This is a genomic window from Mycobacterium pseudokansasii (assembly GCF_900566075.1).
Classification (GTDB): Bacteria; Actinomycetota; Actinomycetes; order Mycobacteriales; family Mycobacteriaceae; genus Mycobacterium; species Mycobacterium pseudokansasii.
In genome coordinates, this window is sequence record NZ_UPHU01000001.1 from 4094883 (window position 1) to 4117093 (window position 22211).

Sequence of the window (22211 nt, forward strand, 5' to 3'; positions counted from 1 at the left end):
GGGTATCCGCGCCGATAGTCTCGTACCCCGTGGTTGGCGCTTCTGGGTCCGCTTCCGGGTCCGCTTCCGGGGCCGGTAACCAGCGCTTGCCCACCTTGACCGATCTTGTGTATCAGCTGGCCAACGGCTCGGTGACGTCCGCCGAGCTGGTAGCCCGGTCGCTGCGCGAGATCCAGGCGAGCCAATCGACGTTGAATGCATTCCGGGTGGTCCTGACCGAGTCGGCGCTGGCCGACGCGGCCGCGGCAGACCGGCGACGGGCGGCCGGCGACACCGGGCCGCTGCTGGGCATCCCGATCGCGGTCAAAGACGATGTCGACGTTGCTGGAGTACCCACCGCCTACGGCACCGAGGGGTATGTCGCTCCCGCTACCGCGGATTCGGAGGTCGTCCGGCGGCTCAAGGCGGCCGGGGCGGTGATCGTCGGCAAGACCAACACCTGTGAGCTGGGCCAGTGGCCATTCACCAGCGGGCCCGGGTTCGGACACACCCGCAACCCGTGGGCGCGCCGGCATACACCGGGCGGGTCGTCGGGCGGCAGCGCGGCCGCGGTGGCCGCGGGCCTGGTCACCGCGGCAATTGGCTCCGACGGGGCCGGCAGCATCCGGGTTCCCGCGGCGTGGACCCACCTGGTGGGCATCAAGCCGCAGCGCGGCCGCATCTCCACCTGGCCGCTGCCGGAGGCGTTCAACGGCATCACGGTCAACGGCGTGCTGGCCCGCACGGTAGCCGACGCGGCCCTGGTGCTGGATGCGGCGGCGGGCAACGTCGAGGGCGACCTGCACCGGCCACCGCCGGTGACCGCATCCGACTACGTCGGCATCGCCCCCGGTCCGCTGAAGATCGCCCTGTCAACCCGGCCTCCTTTCAACGGTTTTCGCGCAAAGTTGCATCCGGAGATCCTGGCCGCGACGCGTCAGGTGGGCGAACAGCTTCAGCTGCTCGGCCATACCGTGGTACGCGGCAACCCCGACTACAGCGTGCAGATGTCGTGGGACTTTCTTGCCCGGTCCACCGCCGGATTGTGGGAGTGGGCGCAGCGGCTGGGCGACGGCGTCACGCTGGACCCCCGCACAGTGTCCAATCTGCGCACCGGACACATACTTTCCCAGGCCATCCTGCGCAGCGCGCGCCGCCACGAAGCCGCCGCACAGCGGCGAGTGGGCTCGATCTTCGACATCGTCGACGTGGTACTGGCACCGACTACCGCACAGCCCCCGCCGCCGGCCCGCGCGTTCGACCAGATGGGCGGGCTGGCCACCGACCGCGCCATGATCGCGGCGTGCCCCTACACCTGGCCGTGGAACCTGCTGGGCTGGCCGGCGATCAACGTGCCCGCGGGGTTCACCGTCGAGGGCCTGCCGATCGGTGTTCAACTCATGGGACCGGCCAACAGCGAAGGCATGCTGATCTCGCTGGCCGCTGAGTTGGAAGCCGTCAGCGGCTGGGCAGCCAAGCAGCCGGCGGTCTGGTGGGACGAGGGCACCGACACTCCTGGCCCCGACAGCGTCCGGGCGCCACAGCGTTAGCAGCACCGACCCGGGCGCTCAACGTAACGCGCGATATGACGTTGGCCGATCGCGCCGCCGGGTAATTGCCACAGCATCGCGGTGGTCGGGGTACAGGCATGACCTGCTTGAGAGATGGGCGGCTTCCCAATCAGGCGCGAGAAAACCGTGACGAACCGGCTGCTCGCCGTTCAAAATCCCAGTCGGCCAAGTTGTTTGGGGTCGCGCTGCCAGTTCTTTGCCACCTTGACGCGCAGGTCGAGATAGACCTTGGTCCCCAGTAGCTTCTCGATCTGACCGCGGGCCGCGGTGCCAACGTGTCGTAGCCGGGCGCCGCCCTTGCCGATGACAATCCCCTTCTGGCTGTCCCGCTCGACGTACAACACGGCGTGCACGTCGATCAGGTCGTCCCGTCCCTCGCGGGGGCTGACGTCGTCGATAACCACGGCCAGCGAATGAGGCAGTTCGTCATGGACACCCTCCAGGGCGGCCTCGCGGATGAACTCCGCCATCAGGACCTCTTCGGGTTCGTCGGTCAGCTCGCCGTCGGGGTAGTACGCCGGGCCGGGTGGCAACGCCCCGGCCAGCACGTCGACCAGCACGTCGACCTGCGCGCCGGTCACGGCCGACACCGGGACGATTTCGGTTGAGCCGGGCAGGTTTTCCATCAGCTCGCCGACCGCCACCAGCTGCGCCGCCACCCGCTCCTTGGGCAGTTTGTCGATCTTGGTGACGATGACGACGAGCTTCTGCGGCGTCGCGCCGGGGGCGACGGAGCGAATCTGCTCGAGGATCCACCGGTCGCCTGGGCCGATCGCTTCGTCGGCCGGGATGCACAATCCGATCACGTCGACCTCGGCGTAGGTGGCCCGGACCAGGTCGTTGAGCCGCTTGCCCAGCAGCGTCCGCGGGCGGTGCAGGCCGGGCGTGTCGACCAGGATCATCTGGAAGTTCTCTCGATGCACGATCCCGCGGATGGTGTGCCGAGTGGTCTGCGGCCGCATCGACGTGATCGCGACTTTGCTACCCACCAGCGCATTGGTCAGCGTTGACTTTCCGGTGTTCGGCCGGCCGACCAAACAGACGAAGCCGGAACGGAATTCAGCCGTCATAACGGCGTTCCGGTGCTGTCGGTGACGATCACCACCGCCATCGGCGACAGCTCGCGTAAGGCCGCGATTCCCGGGTCGGCGACGGATCCGGCGACCAGCGCGGCAGCCGCCAGACCGGTCGCCCCGCTGGATACGGCAGCAGCCACCGCAGCCTGCAATCCGGTCAGCCGTAGCGCCGACAAGTTCACCGGTACGCCCACGTAGGTGCGCCCGTCGCGGTCGCGTACCGCTGCTCCGCTGTCGGCCTCGGCCCGCACCATGGCCGCCCGCGCCAGCACCACCAGCTTGGCGTCCTCAGGGTCCGCCGGCTCAGCCATCGGAATCGCCTTCATCTGGACGGTGCCCGGGGCCGTCGGTTGCTACGGTTTCGCCCAGCTCTACGGGACTCACCAATACGGTGCCGATCCGCATCCGGCCCCGATGGTCGCGGCCCCCCTCAGCCTGCAGGCGCAGGCCATGGGATACCACCTCGGCACCGGGTAGTGGAACGCGGCCCAATTCCAATGCCAGCAAACCGCCTACGGTGTCGACGTCGAGATCGCCGTCGAATTCCAAGCCGTACAACTCGCCCACATCCTCGATCGGCAGCCGCGCCGACACACGAAATCGTTTGTCGCCCAGGTCTTCTACCGGCGCCGTCTCGGCCTCGTCGTACTCATCGGCGATCTCGCCCACGATTTCCTCCAGCACGTCTTCGATGCTGACCAGGCCGGCGATGGCGCCGTATTCGTCGACCAGGAGCGCCATGTGGTTGCGGTCGCGCTGCATCTCCCGCAGCAACGCGTCCAGCGGCTTGGAGTCCGGCACGAACACCGCTGGGCGCATAACGTCCGCCACAGTGCTTTCCCGACCGCTGCCTGGCGAGAAGAAGGTCTGGCGGACAAGGTCTTTCAGGTATACCACGCCGAGAATGTCGTCGACGTTCTCGCCGATCACCGGAATGCGGGAATGGCCGCTGCGCACGGCCAGGTTCATCGCTTGAGCCGGTGACTTGTCCCCCTCGATCCAGATCATCTCGGTGCGCGGCACCATCACCTCGCGGGCGGGGGTGTCGCCGAGTTCAAAGACCGACTCGATCATCTTGCGTTCGTCGGCGGCAACCACGCCGCGCTGCTGAGCCAGGTCGACGACTTCGCGCAGTTCGACCTCGGAGGCGAACGGCCCGTTGCGAAATCCACGGCCCGGGGTGAGCGCGTTGCCCAGCAGCACCAGCAACCGGCTGATCGGCATCAACAGCCATGAAATCACCTGCAACGGAACGGCTGTGGCCAGCGCGATGGAATAGGCATGCTGGCGGCCGAGCGTACGCGGACCCACACCGATAACGACGAAGCTGGTCACCACCATGACGGCCGCGGCCACGAACAACCCGCCGTTGAGATTCAGGTTGTGCCGAAAAAACACCACCAGGAACGCGGTGGCGGTGATCTCACACACAATCCGCAGCAGCACCACCAAATTGATGTAGCGCGGCCGTTCCACCATCACCTTGAGCAGTGCCACCGCTCCCGGCCGGGCCTCGCGCACCAGCTCCTGTACGCGGGCCAGCGACACCGTGCTGAAGGCAGCATCCAGCGCCGCGAATATTCCGCCCAGTCCGATCAACACGATCGCACCGAGCAGCTGAGCAAGACCGGTCACGACTCGTCGAAGTACCTGGACTTGTCCAACAGCCGGCGGTCTCGTTCATGCTGGCGGTCGTGATGGTAAGCCTCGACCTGGGCGGCCACCCACTCTTCCAGCAACCGCTCCTGCAAGGCGAACATCTCCCTCTCCTCGTCCGGCTCACCGTGGTCGTAGCCGAGCAGATGCAGCACGCCGTGGATTGTCAACAGCGCCAGCTCATGTCCGAGGCTGTGTCCCGCCGCGGCCGCCTGCTCCGCCGCGAATTCCGGGCACAGCACGATATCGCCGAGCATCGCCGGGCCGGGCTCGGGCGCGTCGGGACGCCCCCCGGGCTCCAGCTCGTCCATCGGAAAGCTCATCACGTCTGTCGGCCCGGGCAGATCCATCCAGCGCATGTGCAGGTCGGCCATCGCGGCGGTGTCCAGCAACACCATCGACAACTCCGCGCCCGGGTTGACGTCCATCTTCTCGATGACAAATCGTGCGACGCTGACCAGCTCGGCTTCGGAGACGTCGACGCCCGACTCGTTGGATACTTCGATGCTCATGAGATTCTCACGTGCTCAATCATCGACGACCACGGGCGCCGGAGGCCCGCCGAGCCGCCCGGTTCATCCCGGAGCCGGGCTCCTCGGAGCGGGCGTAGGCTTCGACGATCTCCGAGACCAGTCGGTGGCGCACCACGTCCACGCTGGTCAGCTCCGCGATGTGAATGTCGTCGATGTCCTCGAGGATGTCGACCGCCGCCCGCAGCCCGGACTTGGCGCCACCCGCCAGGTCGATCTGGGTGACGTCTCCGGTGACGACGACTTTCGACCCGAACCCTAATCGGGTGAGGAACATTTTCATCTGCTCGGCCGTGGTGTTTTGCGCCTCGTCGAGGACGATGAAGGCGTCGTTCAAGGTGCGGCCGCGCATATACGCCAGCGGCGCAACCTCGATAACCCCGGCGGTCATCAGCTTCGGGATCAGCTCGGGATCCATCATGTCGTACAGCGCGTCATACAGCGGCCGCAGGTACGGGTCGATCTTCTCGCTCAGCGTGCCGGGCAGAAAGCCAAGGCGCTCACCGGCTTCCACCGCCGGACGGGTCAAGATGATGCGGGTGACCTGCTTGGTCTGCAATGCATGAACCGCCTTGGCCATCGCCAGATAGGTTTTCCCGGTGCCGGCCGGGCCGATCCCGAACACGATGGTGTTGGCATCGATTGCGTCGACATAGCGCTTCTGGTTGAGCGTCTTGGGCCGGATCGTCTTGCCGCGGCGCGACAAGATGTCAAGGGTGAGCACCTCTGCCGGTGACTCGTTGCCCGCGCCGAGCAACATGGCAACGCTGTGGCGCACCACCTCCGGAGTCAACGACTGTCCCCGGGCCACAATCGCCACCAACTCCGAAATCGCACGTTCGGCCAGCGCGACATCGGCCGGTTCGCCGGAAAGGGTCACCGAGTTGCCACGCACATGCAGGCCGGCGGTCAGGGTGCGTTCCAGCGCGCGCAGGTTCTCGTCTGCCGATCCGAGTAAGCCCACGACCAAATCAGGCGGAACATCGATGCTGCTGCGAACCTGAGATGAGGCCGATAATGCGTCAGCAGCCTTGGTTTCGCGGGGCGTCACGTGGTTTCTGATGCCTACTTTCTGTGTTCGCGGGCGGCGACAGCCGGTAGTCAAGTCTACCGCCGGGTGCGCCCAGCGGGCCTGGTCCGCGGGAAAAGCCGCCCCGAAACCGACGCCCACGAACCCTGGGGGCGGTCTCGGCGCCCGGGCGCTAGATCCGTTCGGCGGATACCGGCACCTTGGTGACGACGGCCGGCACGCCACCTTTGACCGGCCACGGCAGCGCAGGGTCGTGTTCGGGAGCCCAGCCGGCGGGGATCTGTATCCGGAACCGTTGATGAAGCTGGGCGAGAAAGAATTGGGCCTCCAGGTAACCCATGGCCGCACCGAAACAGCGGTGCGGCCCGGCGCCGAAGGGCATGAAGGCCAGGTTGGGCCGGGCAGCGACGATGTCCTTGTCGTGGAACCGGATCGGCTCATAGCAGTCGGCGTCGGGGCCCCACCAGCGTGGATCACGCTGCAGGGCGTAGATCGGCAAGCCGATCAGGGTGCCGCGGCGGATCCGGTAGCCACCGATGACGTCGTCGATCATGGCGAACCGCGGCTGCAGCAGCAGGCCCTGCAGACGCTGGCCCTCGTCGAAACACGCCTTCGCCCACTCCAGCCTGTCCAGGTCGGCGTAGGAGGGCAGGGCTCCGTTGAGTGCGTCGACCTCGTCGTAGAGTCGCTGCTGCGCCTGCGGATTCTGCGGAAGCAGCGCCAGCGTCCAGGCCAGTGCGGCGACCACGGTTTCATAACCGCCGCCGATCAGCATGATCGCTTCGGTGATCACATCGCGCCGGCTGATGGGCGTGCCGTCCTCATAGCGCGCGTCAAGAAGTATCTGCAGCAGGTCGTCGTAGGAGCGGGAGTCGGCCAGCCGTTCCTCGACCCGCCGCTTCACCCAGCGCCGCATCCGCAACCAGGCTTGCACGGGGTTCCCGTCGCCCGGCAACACCCGCGGCGGGGCACCGAGCAGCAGCGGCGACGATGCGCTCTGCATCAGGGTGCGGACGTCGACGTCGAGCCGATGCAGCTCGGCATCGCAGAGCCCCATGGTGAACATCGCTCGCATGAACGCCGGAATCACCACGCCGTTGATCTCGTGCTGCAGATCGATCGGTTCGCCGGTCTGCGCGAACCGCTCCCATCTGGTCAGGCGGTTGGCGAATTCGTCGGCGACGGTGGCGGCGACCCGGCTCAGCTGTTGGCGACCCATCATCGGTGTCAGCGGCTTGCGTCGGCGACGGAATTCGGGGCCCTCCATCATCTGCATGGACGCGCCCAGCACCCTCCTCGCCGCGCCCGCGGCGGGGCCGATCAGGCTGTACTCGCCGTCGCGGTGGCTCATGACGTGGCGCACGTGGTCGGGATGATTCAGGACCACCACGTCGTACAGCGGCAACGGCAGCCGGTAGACGTCGCCGTAGGTATTCCCCAGCTGCTGTAGGTATCCGAACGGGTCGGACTTCAGTTCGGGAAGCACGCCGACGAAGGGGCGCCCGCGCGGGCCGGGCGGGCGCGGCACGGCTCGAGGGCCCCTGAATCCTTGAGAGCCTCGCCGCGATCGCAGCGCCTGCCGCGCACAACCGACCGGGTTACGGGTCAACCAATAGACGTCTCGTTGGGCCGCCGCTGTCGCCGCTGTCATTGGATTCATCTCCACAGTGTTGAGTCAGTGTTGAGTCGCCGGCGCGTGGCGCCGGCACGGGTATCGAAAGATGGGACGACTCACTCGTTTTCGAAGCAGTACATCCGATACGAGCTCTCGCCGTTCTGCAGCCCGCGACAGATCTTGGAGTTCGACGTGGCTACGGCGTCGCGGACCAGGCCACGAAGCATTGCCGGGGTACGCCGGGTGAACATGTTCTGCGAGCGCGGCAGGCTCTTTTCGAGCCCCCGCACGACCTGCTCGCTGATGATCTCTTTGGAACGCATCCGCAGCGGCGCGTCGGCCAGCTCGGCCTCCCACTCGGCGACGTGGTCGCTGTGCCGGACGTCGGCGTAGAGCAGATGACCGCCCGGGCGCAGCACCCGGGCAACTTCGGCGAGAAATCGGGGCAACGACGGATAGCAGTGCGAGGCTTCGATATTGATGATGACATCGAAGGAATTGTCGGGGAATGGCAGGTTCTGGGCGTCCCCCTGGACGAAGTCCAGCCCCGGCACCCGGTGGGTTGTGCGGCAAACCTCGATGCCCGCCGGGTTGAGGTCCAGGCCGGTGTAGGAGGCCGGGCACAGGGTGCGCATCAGGTAGGAGGCTCCGCCGCCGTGGCCGCAGCTCACCTCCAGCACCTGCTTTCCGGCGATATCGGCCTGGGTGGCCGTGCGGTGGTAGAGCTGAATGCAATACCGGTCCGGCTCGTCCGACTCCGACAGCGGGATGGCCATCGGCGGGTCTTCCTCGTAGCCAAGATTCAGCAACGCCACGTCGTCGGCGCCGTGGCGGGTGATGAATGGGTAGTAGTACTTGGCGAAGACTCTCCAGGCGGGGGTCGACACCAGTCTGGTTGCAAGGCCCATGGTTCAGGTATGCCCACTAGCCGGGGGAATACACACCCGCGGTGCCCAGTGATCCCCCTACGTCGGGTCAAAAATCCTGGCGCGCCGCCGGTTCAAACGGGGCGTAGCAGCGTGTTTGCCGGCAGGTCCTTGTCCAGGACCTTGTGCGCTTGGGCCACGCCGGTGACCGGCAGCAGGTCCTCGTGCAGCAGTCCGACCTGCACCAGCAGCGAGGCCTGATCCCAGTAGATCCGTTCGTAGGCGACTTTCGGCTCCCCGGAATCCGGGTCCACCTCGAATCCCATCACGACGACAACGGGCAGCATCACCGCGCGGCCGGTGGGCGCCACGTTGGGCAGAAAGGTCGGCATCGCAATGTCGTGCGTGAACGACATGATCATCTCGTCGACGACGCGATCGCTGCCGACGGTACGACAGACCGGGATGATCCTGGTGTCTTCGGGCCAGTGCCCGATGAAGTACTGGCCGTAGAACTCGGCCACCCCGGCGGCGCCGACGCCGCCCATCATGGTGGGCACATGGTTGACGTAGGGATCGGCGGTCATCGTCGCCATGGTCGCGGCGAGATCCTTCGCGACGAACTCGTGAGCGACGTGTTCGTCGAAAATCGCACCCAGGTCGCGGGCGATATCGGTCATGGGGCACGCTCCTTTTGCACCCGAGAGTCCCACGCCGGCAACGGTGGTGTGGGAAAATCGCTTCGCCATTTCGCCGTCTGCTGAGGGAGCTGGTGTGTGGTCCCGTCCACAACCCGAGCCAGACTGTGACTGGTCACAACGGTCACGCGAGTGTCGAATCGCCGGAGATGCCTTAGTCCCACCTCGGGGTCAGCACCCCGAGCGCGCCCAGCGCCACCGCGGCCGCGGTCGACGTCCGCAACACCGTCGGACCCAGCCGGACCGCGACGGCTCCGGCGCCGGTCAGCGCGTCGATCTCCGCCGGCGCGATGCCACCTTCGGGGCCAACCAGGAGCAGCAGTGAATCCGCTTGCGCCACAGCGCTATCGGCAAGCCGATCGATCGCCGACTCATGTAGCGCCAGCACCATCGCACCGCGGGCCACCTCGTCACGGACCCGCACGGTCAACGCGGCCGTGGACAGCGGGCCGTCGACCGCCGGGATATAGGCCCGCCGTGATTGCCGTGCAGCCGAGCGGGCGACCGCTCGCCACCGGCGCAGACCCTTGTCGACGCGCGAACCGTTCCAGCTCGCCACGCAGCGCGCCGCCTGCCATGCCACGAACGCGTCGGCGCCGGCCTCGGTGGCCAGCTCGATCGCCAGTTCGGAGCGCTCGGACTTGGGCAGCGCCTGCACCACCGTCACCGCCGGCCGTGTCGGCACGGCGCGCCAACGCTCCAGCACCCGGGTAGCCAGGCCGTCGCGTCCGGCCCGCTCGACCCGGCAGCGGGCCAGGTCGCCCCCGCCGTCGCCGAGCACTACCTCCTCGCCGGGACGGATCCGCCGCACGGTGGCGGCGTGAAAACCTTCGTCTCCGTCCACCACGGCCAACGCGCCGGTGTCGGGCAACGCGTCGACGTAGAACAGCATCGCCGCCATGTGCGCGCCGCCAACCGGCTAGCGCCCGGTGAAGGTTTCGCGCAGCCGGCTGAACAGCCCGCCGCCGGCGGCGTGCGCCGACCGTACCTCGGCCACGTCGCGGCTTCGGCGGTTCTTGAACTCGCGCAACAGCTCGGCGTCGTGGTGGTCCAGCCGGGTGGGGACCACCACCTCGACGTGGACGTGCAGGTCTCCGCGAGTGTTGGAGCGCAGGTGCGGCATCCCGCGACCCCGCAGCGTAATGACCGCACCTGGTTGGCTCCCCGGCGGAATGACGATCTCGCTATGGCCGTCCAGGATGGCGTCCAGGGGTACGGTGACGCCCAGCGCCGCGTCGGCCATCGGCACCGACACCGTGCAATGCAGGTCGTCGCCCTCGCGCGCGAAGATGTCATGGGCCTGTTCGTGGACCTCGACGTACAGGTCGCCCGCCGGCCCTCCCCCGGGCCCGACCTCGCCCTGGGCGGCCAGGCGCACCCGCATGCCGTCGCCGACACCGGCGGGAATCTTGACGGTGATCTCGCGGCGCGCCCGCACCCGGCCGTCGCCCATGCACTGATGGCAGGGGTCGGGAATGACCACCCCGACACCTCGGCAGGTGGGGCACGGGCGCGACGTCAGCATCTGCCCGAGCAACGAACGCTGGACGGTCTGCACCTCGCCGCGGCCACCGCAGGTGTCGCAGGGCACCGGCGCGGAATCGCCGTTGGTGCCCTTGCCCTGGCAGCGGTCACACAGCACCGCGGTATCGACGGTGACCTGCTTGGTGACACCGGTCGCGCATTCCTCGAGATCCAGCCGCATGCGCAGCAGCGAGTCCGAACCCGGGCGAACACGGCCGATCGGGCCCCGCGACGCCGAACCGCCGCCGAAGCCGCCACCGAAGAACGCCTCGAAGACGTCGCCCAGCCCGCCGAAGCCGGCGAACCCGGCGCCCGACGCGCCGGCGCTTTCCAGCGGATCCCCGCCCAAGTCGACGATCCGGCGTTTTTCGGGGTCGCTCAACACTTCGTAGGCGACGCTGATCTCTTTGAACTTCGCCTGCGCCGCCTCGTCGGGATTGACATCGGGATGCAGTTCGCGGGCCAGCTTGCGATATGCGCGTTTGATCTCTGTGTCGCTGGCGCCCTTGCTGACGCCGAGCAGCCCGTAGTAATCGCGTGCCACGATTGACCTTCCTGTGCCGCCCTACGCGGCTGTCAACAACCTCTGCAGCGGGTGCGCGATCATCGAGCACCCAGCACTTCGCCGATATACATGGCAACCGCGGCGACACTGGCGATAGTTCCCGGGTAGTCCATCCGGGTCGGCCCCAGCACACCCATGCCGCCGTAGACGGTGTCGTTGGAGCCGTAGGCGGTGCTCACCATCGAGGTCCCGACCATCTGCTCCACTTCCGTCTCATGGCCGATGCGCACCGTCACCTTGCCCGCTTCCTGCTGTGCCGCCAACAGCCGCAGCACCACCACCTGCTCCTCGAGCGCTTCCAGGATGGAGCGCAGCGACCCACCGAAGTCCGCGGCGTTGCGGGTCAGATTTGCGGTGCCGCCCATGAGCAGGCGCTCCTCGGTGTGTTCCACCAACGACTCCAGCAACACCGTCGCCGAGCGGCCGACCGCGTCGCCCAAACCGCCGGCACCGCGCAATTGGCCGGCAAGGTCGGCCACCGCGACCGAGGCCGCCGAGAGCTTCTTGCCTTCCAGCGCCTGCCCCAGCAGCTCGCGCAGCTTGGACAGTTGGTGGTCGTCGATGACGTCGCCGAGTTCCACGATGCGCTGGTCCACCCGGCCGGAGTCGGTGATCACCACCATCAACAGCCGCGCCGGGGTCAGCGCGATGACTTCCAGGTGGCGAACGGTCGAGCTCGACAACGTCGGGTACTGCACCACCGCGACTTGCCGGGTCAGTTGGGCCAGTAGCCGTACCGCCCGGCGTAGCACGTCGTCGAGATCGACACCGGAGGCCAAGAAGCTTTGAATCGCCCGCCGCTCCGCCTTCGACAGTGGCTTCACGTCGTCGAGGCGGTCGACGAACTCCCGGTATCCCTTTTCCGTGGGCACCCGCCCGGAACTGGTGTGCGGCTGGGTGATGTATCCCTCGGCTTCCAGCACCGCCATGTCGTTGCGGATCGTGGCGCTGGACACCCCCAGGTTGTGGCGCTCTACCAGGGATTTCGAGCCGATCGGTTCCTGGGTGGCGACGAAGTCGGCGACAATGGCACGCAGTACCTCGAAGCGGCGCTCGTCCGCGCTTCCCATCGACTGTCACCTCCTTCACGCCCGGTCGGCCGGGTTCATTTTACGGTCTCGGAAGTATCTGAACGTCCAGCTGTGGAATAGCACCGCGTCACCAGGACGGTGCCGGCCGGCCCATTCGGCAGATTTGGTGGAGCTCTGCGTCCGCGGCGCGTTTGCGGCTAGCCTGTTCGGCATGGTCATGTGCGGCTACCACGGCGCGTCAGCGACGATCCGCCAATGATTTTCAAGGGTGTGCGGGAGGGCAAGCCATATCCCGACCATGGCTTGACCTATCGGGATTGGTCGCAGATTCCGCCGCAACAGATACGCCTCGACGAGTTGGTCACCACGACCACGGTGCTCGCATTGGACCGATTGCTGTCGGAGGATTCCACGTTCTACGGCGACCTCTTCCCGCACGCCGTGAAGTGGCGCGGGGTGACGTATCTCGAGGACGGCTTGCACCGGGCGGTGCGAGCGGCGCTGCGTAACCGGACGGTGCTGCATGCGCGGGTATTCGACATGGACATGCAGCCGGGTCGCCAGAACTAGCTTCGACCGACTGGTTCGCTGCTCGCCGGATGCGGATCGGCCGGTCACATTCTGCTGCCGCCAGGTGTTCGATCTAAGAAAGACCACCAATCCGTGAGGAACCCACCATGTCTCGCCTTATCGGGGTCTGTGATCGCGACGCCGGCCCGGCCGCCAAAATCGCCTTCTTCTCCACCAGGCGCAAGCTGGCGAAGCTGACCGGACTGCAAACAGCCGCCATGCTGGAACCACTGCGGATGTACGCCCATATTCCCAGATTGCTCAGCGCCTACGGCAGGCTCGAGCAGGCCGAATCGAAACTGGATATGCTCAGTCCCCGGATACGGCCCTGGCCGAATTGACGGCGGCGACGACGGTGGGCTGTGCATACTGCATCGACCTGGGCTCACAGATCGCCCGCGGCCTCGCGCTCGGCGACCAGGAACTGCTGGCGCTGGCCGACTTCGAGCGGGCCACCTGCTTCTCCGACGTCGACAAGCTGGTGCTGCGGTACGCCACGGCGATCAGCCGTACCCCGGTCGAGGTCAGCGACGAGCTGTTCGAGGCGTTACGCGCGCACTTGGACACGGCTCAACTCGTCGCGCTCACCCACATCGTCACCCTGGGCAATCTGCGTGCCCGGTTCAATATCGCGCTGGGCATCGGGGCTTCGGGTTTGTCGAGCAACCGGGTGTGCGCGCTGCCCCACACCACGGCACGATGACGGCCGACCCGGCGCTGACCGCGCGTTTCGAGGCGGCCCGGCCGCAGCTGGGCGCGCTGGCCTACCGAATGCTGGGCTCGGCGGACGACGCGGAGGACGCCGTTCAGGAAGCGTGGCTGCGACTCGACGCCAGCACGGATCGGGCCGGCGGTATCGCCAACCTCGACGCGTGGCTGACCACCGTGGTGGCGCGGATCTGCCTGAACATGCTGCGCGACCGCCGCGATCAGGGCCGCGAGGAGCTGGTCGAGCGGCTGCCGGATCCGATCGTGGACCCGGTCGGGAAATTCAACCCGGAGCACCGGGCGATGCTGGCCGACGCGGTGGGTCTGGCGCTGTTCGTCGTGCTGAATACGCTGCGCCCGGCGGAGCGGCTGGCCGTGCTGCACGACGTGTTCGCCGTCCCGTTCGAGCAGATCGCGTCCATCGTCGAGCGCTCGCCGGAGGCTGCTCGCAAACTGGCCAGTCGGGCGCGGCGACGCATCGAGCGAGCCGAGGCCGTTCCCGACCGCGGCATCGCTGCGCAGCGCCGGCTCGTCGACGCCTTCTTCGCGGCGGGACGCAGCGGTGACTTCGACCGGCTGGTGTCGTTGCTCGACCCCGGCGTCGTGTTACGCGGCGACCTGGGACCCGGAGCCGTCCGCTCGGCGCACGGAGCCTCGGCCGTGGCCGCACTGGCCCGCAGCTATGCGTCACCCGAACGCGAGGTGCGGCCCGCGACCGTCAACGGCGCGGCCGGCGTGGTCGTCTTCGTCGCCGGCCGCCCCGCCGCGGTCATGGGCTTCCTGGTGCGCAAGGGAAGGATCGCCGCGATCGACGTGCTGGCCGATCCGCAGCGCATCGCCAAGCTCGATCTGGGCGCGCTGAACCAGCTAGGACGGGTTAGTGTCCCGCGGCCTGCAGCAGTTCCATGGCCGAGCTGCGCGACAGCATCCAGCTGCCCTGGTTGACGAACGTGACGTTCTGCGTGACCGGCGACGTCAGCTTGGGGCCGGAGACGGCAACGTCGGCCGTGGCAGTCCCGGCGTCGGCCGACTGGATGTTGGACACCGTGAACGACAACGGCAGGTCCCCGTTCTTGGCAGCCTTCTTCAGCTCATGGTCGGCCAGCCGCGCTTCGGTCCCGCCGATGCCGCCCTCGACCAAATCGCTCTTGTTGGTGAACGAGACGCTGGGATCGGCAAGGCTATTGAGCAGGCTGGTCAATTGAGCGGCGGTCGGCAGGTTTGCGGCGGGGGCCGGGTCCTGTGGCATGGGCGCCCCGAAGACCACCGGCAGCACCTGGTTTACCGCCGAACTCTCGGATGCTATGGACGTCACACCCGCGGCGGCAGCGCCGATTGCGGCGACCACTGCCGCAGCCGTAGCGACTGACTTCATGGTCAATGTTCCCCCTCGACTTGCGCGTTTGATGGCAGTTGTTTGATGGTAATTGTGCCAGGTGCCAATGCCGTTTGGTTTTGCGCCACGTTGTACTACGTGCCCGCCCCCTGAGGATAGACCTACCGACCGATTCGGTTGCGAGTCAGGATGCGTCGTTGTTGATTGACACACCGCTGACTTACGCTGATGGGCTTGGCACGGCGAATTTCACTGGAGGAACGGAAGGGGAGGCGACTTGCGCGCGCTCGGCTATCCCGGCCAGACAACGTTCGCGTTCCGTTCCGGCGTCACCTGCTTGACCACGCCTGCTGGAGCTGTGCTGCTGAATCCACCGCTCAGCGAGAAGCTGACCCGATTATCCTCGGCTCAACTACAGGCATTGAAATCCCTCAACGGAGGGCCGGCGTCGATTTCGAAGGTCTCTACGGCAGCAGACGAATCCGTTGTGGGCGCTCTGATCGATCAACTCATGGCGAACGGCTGGCTCGCAATTACGGTGCGCGACAATGGAAAAGACCTCTACTCCATACTGCCGGTCGGACGACCCCCGGCCCAGCCGGAACCGCCGCCGACGGGATCCCTCGCGCTGTCGAAGTTCGCCGTACTGCACCGGGACGCAGACGGTTTCGTCCTCGAGCATCCGCTGGCGTGGTGCGACGTGCGCATCCATGATGCCCGGCTGCTCGCCCTACTCGATGCGCCTCGAGCAGACGGCCACAATACGGCGACTGCGGTCACCTCGCAGTTCGTCCAGGACCTACGCTGGTGCGGCATGCTCGTCGCGGCTGGCGACGAGGACAGCAGATTCGAGACCCGTAGTTGGAGCGCACCGGATCTGTGGTTTCACCGACGCAGCACTCTTGGTGAGCGCACCATCACCTGGGACCATTTCGGGCCGACCAGATGGGCAAAAGGCCGATTCCCCCAGCCGCCCGCGCGCAGGGCGAACTATCCGGGCCTGCCGATCCCTCTTCTCGTTCCCGATTTGACGGCGACCCGGACACAGGATCCGCCCCTGGCCGCCGTCCTCGAAGACCGGGTTTCGACAAGGACATTCGATGACACCGACCCGGTCACCATCGAACAACTCGGCGAGTTGCTGTACCGCACCGCCCGGACGCGACGCACGCTACCGGTCGACGACGACGAAGAACTGCTGTCGCGGCCATACCCTTCCGGTGGAGGTCTCTATGAACTCGAGCTTTACCCGGTGGTGCGACATGTCGCCGGACTCGAGCCCGGCATGTATCACTACGACTCCTTCGACCATGTGCTGCGCCCGGTGGCACCCGCGGATTCAAAAGCCGTGTCCCAACTGATAAAGCCGGCTGCGGCGACCCTAAGCCAAGGTGCCGAGCCGCAGGTGCTCCTCGTTATCGCCGCCCGTTCCGGCCGCATCATGTGGACCTACGAACAGGTCGCCTACGCGGCGATTCTCAAGGATGTTGGCGTCCTTATGCAGACGATTTATCTTGTCGCGACAGCGATGGGCTTAGGTGCCTGCGCGCAAGGCTTCGGGGACACCGCCGCTTTCGTCGCGGCCACCGGAGTCGACGAGCTCCAAGAGTGCAACGTCGGCAGTATCATCATCGGCTCGCCTGCCGAAAGCTAGGAGCGCGAGTCAGTAACGGTTCACGGGGTCCGGCGTTGCCCGACCCCGGGTCAGGTTTTCATTCTGCGCTGAGGGCGACGAGTCGCGATACCGCGGCCCTGGACGCAGTTTGGACGCCCTGGATGCAGACTCGTGCGTTAAGTTTGGATCTAGCCGACGAGTCTGCGTCGGCCGTCAGTGCGGCAGCGACCCGCCCGCAGACAGTGCTTACAACTTCCGGATTCTCTTAGGCCGTAGACCTTTCGGGGTACCCGGCGAAGCCGTGGGGCACGGGTCAGCGTTCGGCTCAGTCGATGGACAGTCGGTAGCCGCGTTTGACTACGGTCTGGATCACGCGCGGGGTGCCCAACGCTGACCGTAGTCGCGTCATTGCCGTTTCCACTGCATGGGTGTCACCGCCGACGGGCAGCCGGGTCAGCAGTTCTTCCCGCGACACCACCGCGCCGGGGGTTTCCATCAGCCGCCGCAGCAGAGCCATGCTCGCCGGGGGGATTGTCCGGACTCGCCCGTCGACTGTAACCCCGCCGCTACGGACACCGACCAGATGACCACCAGCACTGAAATGCCTTCCACGGCGGGGTAGTTCGTCGGTCATTAGCCGGACAAGCGCGCCGAGGCGGTAATGTTCGGGATAGCTGGCGCGGATTCCCAGGCGTCGCAGCGGGGCGGCAGTCACCGGCCCGACGCACATCGCTGCGACCTTGCCGGGCAGCGCGGCGACCAATTCGTCCAGTACACCCAGGGCCTCCGCCCGCTGCAGCAATGAGGCCACCGCCGGGGCGCTCGTGAAGCTGACCGCGTCGAGCTCGGCGTTAACGATCATGGCAATAAGGTGGTCCATGCGGCGGGAATCGTCGGGCGGCTCCCAGCGGTACACGCGGACCTTAATGACCTGCGCGCCCGCCATTGTCAGCGCATCACAGATGTCAGTGCTGGGCTCCCACTGGCTGGCGGCGCCGTGTAGCTGCACCGCGATGCGCAGATGCTCGACGCCATCATCCGCCAACCGCCCCAGCACCTCGGCCGACGATTCCGAGAGCGGGCTCCACTCCTCGCACAGACCGGCCTGGCGCACCGCGCCGCGGGCCTTGGGGCCGCGCGCCAGGATGCGGGTCGACCCCAACGCCGCAATCAATTGGTCAGCCACGTCCCAGCCGTGCGCCGCCTCGACCCAGCCGCGAAAACCGATGCCGGTGGTGACCACGACGACGTCGGGTGGCCGCTCGATCAGCAACGACGTGACTCGGCGTAGTTCGATGTCGTCGACCAGCGGGACGATGCGGATCGCCGGCGCATGTACGACGGTCGCGCCGCGGCGTTCCAGCATTGTGATCAGCTCCTCTGACCGGCGCGCCGCGGTTACACCGATCGTGAAGCCCGCTAATGGTTCACGTGGCGGCGAGTTCGACGAATCCATCGATCACCCGGACCTCGAAGACCGGCAGCGCATGTGACGGGTCGTCGAGACAGCGCCCGTCAACCAGCGAAAAGACGTGTTTGAGAAGCGGTGAGGCCACTGTCGGTTCGCCATGCCGGTCGCCGGTGATGCCGCGCGACATCACCGCTGCCCGGCCGAACGGGTCTACGTTGCCGATTGCCGCCAGTTTCCCGCCGGGAAGCAAGAAAAGGGCTGCCTGGTCGCGGCCCGGCAACAGCACGGCCACACCGCGTCCAGGCAGCAGCCTGTCCACCCGGCACGCGCGGGTCCAGCGCTTCACGCCCGGTTCAGTTCGTACCTCTGCGACAACGGTCACGGTGTCAACTCCTCTCTCGCCTTGTTACGGCACCTGCGTTTCGCCGCTATTAACTGCCGTTTTCTGCCGTGTTGACCATGCCCGGCATCCCAAGCAGCACCGGCACCTTGCGTGGGCCGGTCTCGTCAAACGCAATAGTGGGGTCGGGCTCGTCGGAAGCGTTGACGAACGACACGAACCGCGAGAGCTTCTTCTGGTCAGCAAGCACGCCGGCCCACTCATCGGAATACCCCGCGACGTGGCGCTCCATCGCCGCCTCCAGCTCGGCGGCGATGCCCAGCGAGTCGTCGCACACCACGGCGCGGATATGATCGAGGCCACCCTCGATGGTTTCCTGCCATACCGCGGTGCGCTGCAGACGATCGGCGGTACGCACGTAGAACATCAGATAACGGTCGATGTAGTGCACGAGGGTCTCAGCATCCAGGTTGCTGGCCAGCAGTTGCGCGTGTTTCGGAGTGGCGCCGCCGTTGCCGCCGACGTAAAGGTTCCAACCTTTCTCGGTCGCGATGACACCGACGTCCTTGGCGCGGGCCTCGGCGCATTCGCGTTGGCAGCCCGAAACACCCATCTTGATTTTGTGCGGTGAGCGCAGTCCCCGGTAGCGCAGCTCTAAATCGACGGCCATCGCTACCGAGTCCTGCACCCCATAGCGGCACCAGGTCGAGCCGACACAGCTCTTCACGGTCCGAAGCGCCTTGCCATAGGCGTGGCCGGATTCCATGCCGGCGTCGATCAGCCGCTTCCAGATCAGCGGCAGCTGCTCGACGCGGGCGCCGAACATGTCAATGCGTTGGCCGCCGGTGATCTTGGTGTAGAGGCCGAAATCGCGGGCCACCTCTGCGATCGCGATCAGCTTCTCCGGGCTGATTTCGCCGCCCGGCAACCGCGGCACCACCGAATACGTGCCGTTTTTCTGCAAGTTGGCCAGGAAGTGGTCGTTGGTGTCCTGCAGCGAGGCGGCTTCCCCGTCCAGGATGTGGTCGTTGGAGGTCGACGCGAGGATCGATGCCACCGCGGGCTTGCAGATGTCGCAGCCGGTGCCGGTGCCGTATTCGCCGATCAGCCCGGAGAAGGTGCGGATACCGGTGACCTGCACGACCTGAAACAGCTCGGCCCGAGACTGGGTGAAGTGCTCGCACAGGGCCTTCGACTGCTCAACACCCTCGGCTTCCAACAGCCGCTTGAGCATGGGAACACAACTGCCGCAAGATGTTCCAGCCGCCGTGGTGCCCTTAATGGCCGGAATGTCGCATGCGCCGGTTGCGATGGCCGTGCGGATCGCACCCTTGCTGACAGCATTGCACGAGCAGATCTGCGCGTCGTCGGGCAGTGCGCCAAGGCCGACTGCCGCACCTGCCGGGGAGATCAGCGACGCGGGATCGGCTGGCAGCGGGCGGCCGACCAGCGGCCGCAGGGTGCCGTATGCGGTGGCGTCGCCGACGAGGATTCCTCCCAAAAGTGTTGACGCGTCATCGGAGACGACGAGCTTGGCATAGGTGGCCTTGGTGGCGTCGTTGAGCACGACCTCCAGCGCGCCGGCGGTGTGGGCATGTGCATCACCGAAACTGGCCACGTCGACGCCGAGCAGCTTGAGCTTGGTGGACAGGTCAGCACCCGGAAATTCGGCGGCGCCGCCGAGCAGGCGGTCGGCCACCACCTCGGCGGTCGCATTGCCGGGAGCCACCAGCCCGTAGCAGCGGCCCTCGATCGCGGCCACCTCGCCAATCGCATAGATGCGCGGATCTGTGGTGGCGCAGCTGATGTCGGTGAGCACTCCGCCGCGTTCGCCGATTCCCAGGCCGCAGGCGCGGGCCAGCTCGTCGCGTGGTCGCACCCCGGCGGAGAACACCAGCACCGCGGCGTCGATCGTCTCGCCATCCGACAGCGTCACCCGCAAACCGTTGCCGGCATCGTCGATAGCGGAGGTCGACACCCCGGTGTGCACGGTCAGCCCCAGCCTGGTGACCAGACTGGCCAGCACCGCGCCGCCTCCTTCATCGACCTGCAGCGGCATCAGACGGGGCGCGAATTCCACGATGTGCGGCGTCATACCGAGCAGGCGAAGTGCGTTGGCGGCCTCCAGACCGAGCAGACCGCCACCGACCACCACCCCCGCCGCCCCCGGCTCGGCGACCGCCCGGATCGCGTCGAGATCATCCAGCGTGCGGTAAACGAAGCAGCGATCCAGATTGTTACCCGGAATCGGCGGGACGAACGGGTACGAGCCGGTGGCCAGCACCAGCGCGTCGTAGCCGATGCGGGCGCCCGCCGAGGTGGTGACCATGCGGCTGTCGCGGTCGATCACCGTCGCCCGTTCGCCCACCCGCAGCTCGACCAAACTGTCACCGGTGTAGTCGTTTCCGGCCAGCGCAAGCGCCTCGCGGTCCCAGTTGCTGACGTACGAGGACAGCGCCACCCGGTCGTAGGCCGGCGTGGGTTCCTCACACAGCACGGTAACGCGCCACTGGTTGTCGCGGTCACGGTCGCGTAACGCCTCGACGAACCGGTGGCCCACCATGCCGTGGCCCACTACTACGACGGTCTTCGCGCTGGCCATCACGCCGTGGAACAGACCATTTCGGGGGCCAGTTCAGTTCCCGCCGCGTTCGGGGTGGATGCCCTGGTGGGCCTGCGCACGTAGGAGACCCAGGTGATGGCCGCGCACAGCACGTAAAAGCCGAGGAACACCCAAAACGCCATCGTCGCCGACTTCGCCGCGGACAGGTAGGACGCCCGCAGCACGACGTTGATGCCGACTCCGCCGAGTGCGCCGATGGCTCCGGCTATCCCGATCAAGGCGCCCGACATGCGTCGTGACCAGACAGCCTTTTCGGCGGGGCTCAAATGATCGAGGCTTCGCGACTTGGCGTCGAAGATCGACGGGATCATCTTGTACACCGACCCGTTGCCGATCCCCGACAAGATGAACAGCGCCACGAACCCAACAATGTAAGCGGCCATGGAGCCTCCCGTGGGAGCGCGGTGGCTCGCATCGGTGAGCTCGCTGGCAACCGTGAGCCAGCCGGTCGCCGCAATCATCGCCGCGAACGTATAGAGCGTCATCTCGCCGCCGCCGAATCGGTCAGATAGCCGACCGCCGATGGGTCGTGTCAGCGATCCCAGCAGGGGGCCGATGAAGGCGACCTGCGCCGCGTGCAGCGAGGCATTGGCGGTCATGGCGGCCGTCACGGGCCCGCCATGGCTCAGCTCGGCGAGAAAGTTGATCTGCAGAACCTGGCCGAATGCGAAGCTGAAGCCGATAAACGACCCGAACGTGCCGATGTAGAGCAGCGCGATCAGCCATGAATCGCGATGGGCCATCACCTGGACCAACGAGCGGACGTCGGTGTGCTGGTTGGTCAGGTTGTCCATGAACAGCGCAGCGCCTACGGCGGCGATCGCGATCAACACCAAATAGATCGCGCACACCCAGTGCGGCGAGCGGTTGCCCGCGGCGGCGATCACCAGCAAACCCGCGATCTGGATTACGGCGACCCCGATGTTGCCGCCGCCGGCATTCAGGCCCAGCGCCCAGCCCTTGAGCCGCTGCGGGTAGAACGCGTTGATGTTGGTCATGGACGACGCGAAGTTGCCCCCGCCGAAGCCTGCGATCGCCGCGACGATCATGAACGTGGTATAGGACATGCCGGGGTGCGCGATGTAGTAGAGCGTCAGCAGCGTCGGTACCAGCAGCACCGTGGCGGAAAAGACGGTCCAGTTGCGACCGCCGAACTTCCCGACGGCGAACGTGTATGGCACCCGCAGGAACGCCCCGACCAGTGTCGGCACCGCGACCAGGACGAATTTGTCGGCGGCGTCGATATGATAGATGTTCTGCGGCATAAACAGCACCATGACCGACCAGATCGACCAGACCGAGAAGCCGACGTGCTCGGCGACGATCGACCAGATCAGGTTGCGCCGGGCGATCTTTGCGCCCCCGTTGCGCCAAGCGTCGACGTCCTCGGGATCCCAGCCGTCGATGTGGTGTTTGCGAACAGTCGTTGTGATCGGCACATGCCAACGCTACGAAAGAGTTATTGCA

19 protein-coding genes and 2 pseudogenes are annotated in these 22211 nt (G+C 66.6%); 5 read left to right on the forward strand and 16 right to left on the reverse strand.

All coding sequences use genetic code 11. The annotated features are described in order from the left end of the window. The first annotated feature begins 29 nt into the window (after positions 1-29). Positions 30-1529: an amidase gene (locus EET10_RS18490; protein ID WP_122502388.1), complete on the forward strand. Its 1500-nt coding sequence runs from the start codon at positions 30-32 to the stop codon at positions 1527-1529. Between the two features lie 170 nt (positions 1530-1699). Here the strand turns inward: EET10_RS18490 and era are convergent, their stop codons facing one another. The 11 genes from era to hrcA all read right to left on the reverse strand — a co-directional run bounded on the left by era (position 1700) and on the right by hrcA (position 12180). Further along, a complete protein-coding gene (gene era / locus EET10_RS18495) occupies positions 1700-2620 on the reverse strand; it encodes a GTPase Era (protein WP_063467113.1) in 921 nt (306 codons plus the stop codon). Continuing rightward, positions 2617-2952 (reverse strand): cytidine deaminase, encoded by a 336-nt coding sequence (locus EET10_RS18500; protein ID WP_423793613.1) that lies wholly within the window; start codon positions 2950-2952, stop codon positions 2617-2619. The genes era and EET10_RS18500 overlap by 4 nt, the downstream gene beginning before the upstream one ends. Beyond that, positions 2930-4261, reverse strand: a complete 1332-nt coding sequence (locus tag EET10_RS18505; RefSeq protein WP_036399864.1) for a hemolysin family protein — start codon at positions 4259-4261, stop codon at positions 2930-2932. The genes EET10_RS18500 and EET10_RS18505 overlap by 23 nt, the downstream gene beginning before the upstream one ends. Then, a complete protein-coding gene (gene ybeY, locus EET10_RS18510) occupies positions 4258-4794 on the reverse strand; it encodes an rRNA maturation RNase YbeY (protein WP_099187517.1) in 537 nt (178 codons plus the stop codon). The genes EET10_RS18505 and ybeY overlap by 4 nt, the downstream gene beginning before the upstream one ends. 19 nt (positions 4795-4813) lie before the next feature. Further along, positions 4814-5863: a PhoH family protein gene (locus EET10_RS18515; protein WP_036399867.1), complete on the reverse strand. Its 1050-nt coding sequence runs from the start codon at positions 5861-5863 to the stop codon at positions 4814-4816. Positions 5864-6014: 151 nt separating this feature from the next. Further along, positions 6015-7370, reverse strand: a complete 1356-nt coding sequence (locus EET10_RS18520) for a cytochrome P450 (RefSeq protein ID WP_244602006.1) — start codon at positions 7368-7370, stop codon at positions 6015-6017. Positions 7371-7573: 203 nt separating this feature from the next. Continuing rightward, a complete protein-coding gene (locus EET10_RS18525) occupies positions 7574-8365 on the reverse strand; it encodes a phthiotriol/phenolphthiotriol dimycocerosates methyltransferase (RefSeq protein ID WP_063467111.1) in 792 nt (263 codons plus the stop codon). Between the two features lie 92 nt (positions 8366-8457). Further along, positions 8458-9003, reverse strand: coding sequence for a nuclear transport factor 2 family protein (locus EET10_RS18530; protein WP_063467110.1), 546 nt, complete (start codon positions 9001-9003; stop codon positions 8458-8460). Between the two features lie 172 nt (positions 9004-9175). Continuing rightward, on the reverse strand, positions 9176-9922 hold the full coding sequence (locus EET10_RS18535) for a 16S rRNA (uracil(1498)-N(3))-methyltransferase (RefSeq protein WP_063467109.1): 747 nt from the start codon (positions 9920-9922) through the stop codon (positions 9176-9178). A gap of 18 nt (positions 9923-9940) precedes the next feature. Continuing rightward, positions 9941-11089, reverse strand: a complete 1149-nt coding sequence (gene dnaJ, locus EET10_RS18540) for a molecular chaperone DnaJ (protein ID WP_063467108.1) — start codon at positions 11087-11089, stop codon at positions 9941-9943. Positions 11090-11148: 59 nt separating this feature from the next. Next, positions 11149-12180: a heat-inducible transcriptional repressor HrcA gene (gene hrcA / locus EET10_RS18545; protein ID WP_036399872.1), complete on the reverse strand. Its 1032-nt coding sequence runs from the start codon at positions 12178-12180 to the stop codon at positions 11149-11151. 216 nt (positions 12181-12396) lie between these two features. On the opposite strand from hrcA, the gene EET10_RS18550 reads away from it, so the two are divergent. The 3 genes and pseudogenes from EET10_RS18550 to EET10_RS18560 all read left to right on the forward strand — a co-directional run. Continuing rightward, positions 12397-12711, forward strand: a complete 315-nt coding sequence (locus EET10_RS18550; RefSeq protein WP_036400622.1) for a type II toxin-antitoxin system VapB family antitoxin — start codon at positions 12397-12399, stop codon at positions 12709-12711. A gap of 107 nt (positions 12712-12818) precedes the next feature. Next, positions 12819-13414 (forward strand): annotated as a pseudogene (locus EET10_RS18555) (carboxymuconolactone decarboxylase family protein). Then, a pseudogene (locus EET10_RS18560) lies at positions 13411-14280 on the forward strand (sigma-70 family RNA polymerase sigma factor); the annotation flags it as partial. The pseudogenes EET10_RS18555 and EET10_RS18560, both read left to right, overlap by 4 nt. Positions 14281-14296: 16 nt before the next feature. On the opposite strand, the gene EET10_RS18565 reads toward EET10_RS18560, so the two are convergent. After that, the gene (locus tag EET10_RS18565; RefSeq protein ID WP_122502390.1) at positions 14297-14794 is read right to left on the reverse strand and encodes an MTB12 family secreted protein; all 498 of its coding nucleotides are present in this window, start codon (positions 14792-14794) and stop codon (positions 14297-14299) included. 238 nt (positions 14795-15032) lie between these two features. Between EET10_RS18565 and EET10_RS18570 the strand changes: the two genes are divergently transcribed. Beyond that, positions 15033-16409 carry a SagB family peptide dehydrogenase gene (locus EET10_RS18570; RefSeq protein WP_174719702.1) on the forward strand — a complete coding sequence of 459 codons (1377 nt, stop codon included), beginning with the start codon at positions 15033-15035 and terminating at the stop codon, positions 16407-16409. Positions 16410-16695: 286 nt separating this feature from the next. On the opposite strand, the gene EET10_RS18575 is transcribed toward EET10_RS18570, so the two are convergent. From EET10_RS18575 to EET10_RS18590, 4 genes are read right to left on the reverse strand one after another with little or no spacing between them, the layout of a single operon-like run. Continuing rightward, positions 16696-17826: a uroporphyrinogen-III synthase gene (locus tag EET10_RS18575; protein ID WP_063467106.1), complete on the reverse strand. Its 1131-nt coding sequence runs from the start codon at positions 17824-17826 to the stop codon at positions 16696-16698. After that, positions 17798-18163 (reverse strand): nitrite reductase small subunit NirD, encoded by a 366-nt coding sequence (gene nirD, locus EET10_RS18580; RefSeq protein WP_063467105.1) that lies wholly within the window; start codon positions 18161-18163, stop codon positions 17798-17800. The genes EET10_RS18575 and nirD overlap by 29 nt, the downstream gene beginning before the upstream one ends. Positions 18164-18212: 49 nt before the next feature. After that, positions 18213-20723, reverse strand: a complete 2511-nt coding sequence (gene nirB, locus EET10_RS18585; protein ID WP_063467104.1) for a nitrite reductase large subunit NirB — start codon at positions 20721-20723, stop codon at positions 18213-18215. Then, a complete protein-coding gene (locus EET10_RS18590) occupies positions 20723-22183 on the reverse strand; it encodes a nitrate/nitrite transporter (protein WP_063467103.1) in 1461 nt (486 codons plus the stop codon). Before EET10_RS18590 ends, nirB begins: the two co-directional genes overlap by 1 nt. Positions 22184-22211 lie beyond the last annotated feature (28 nt).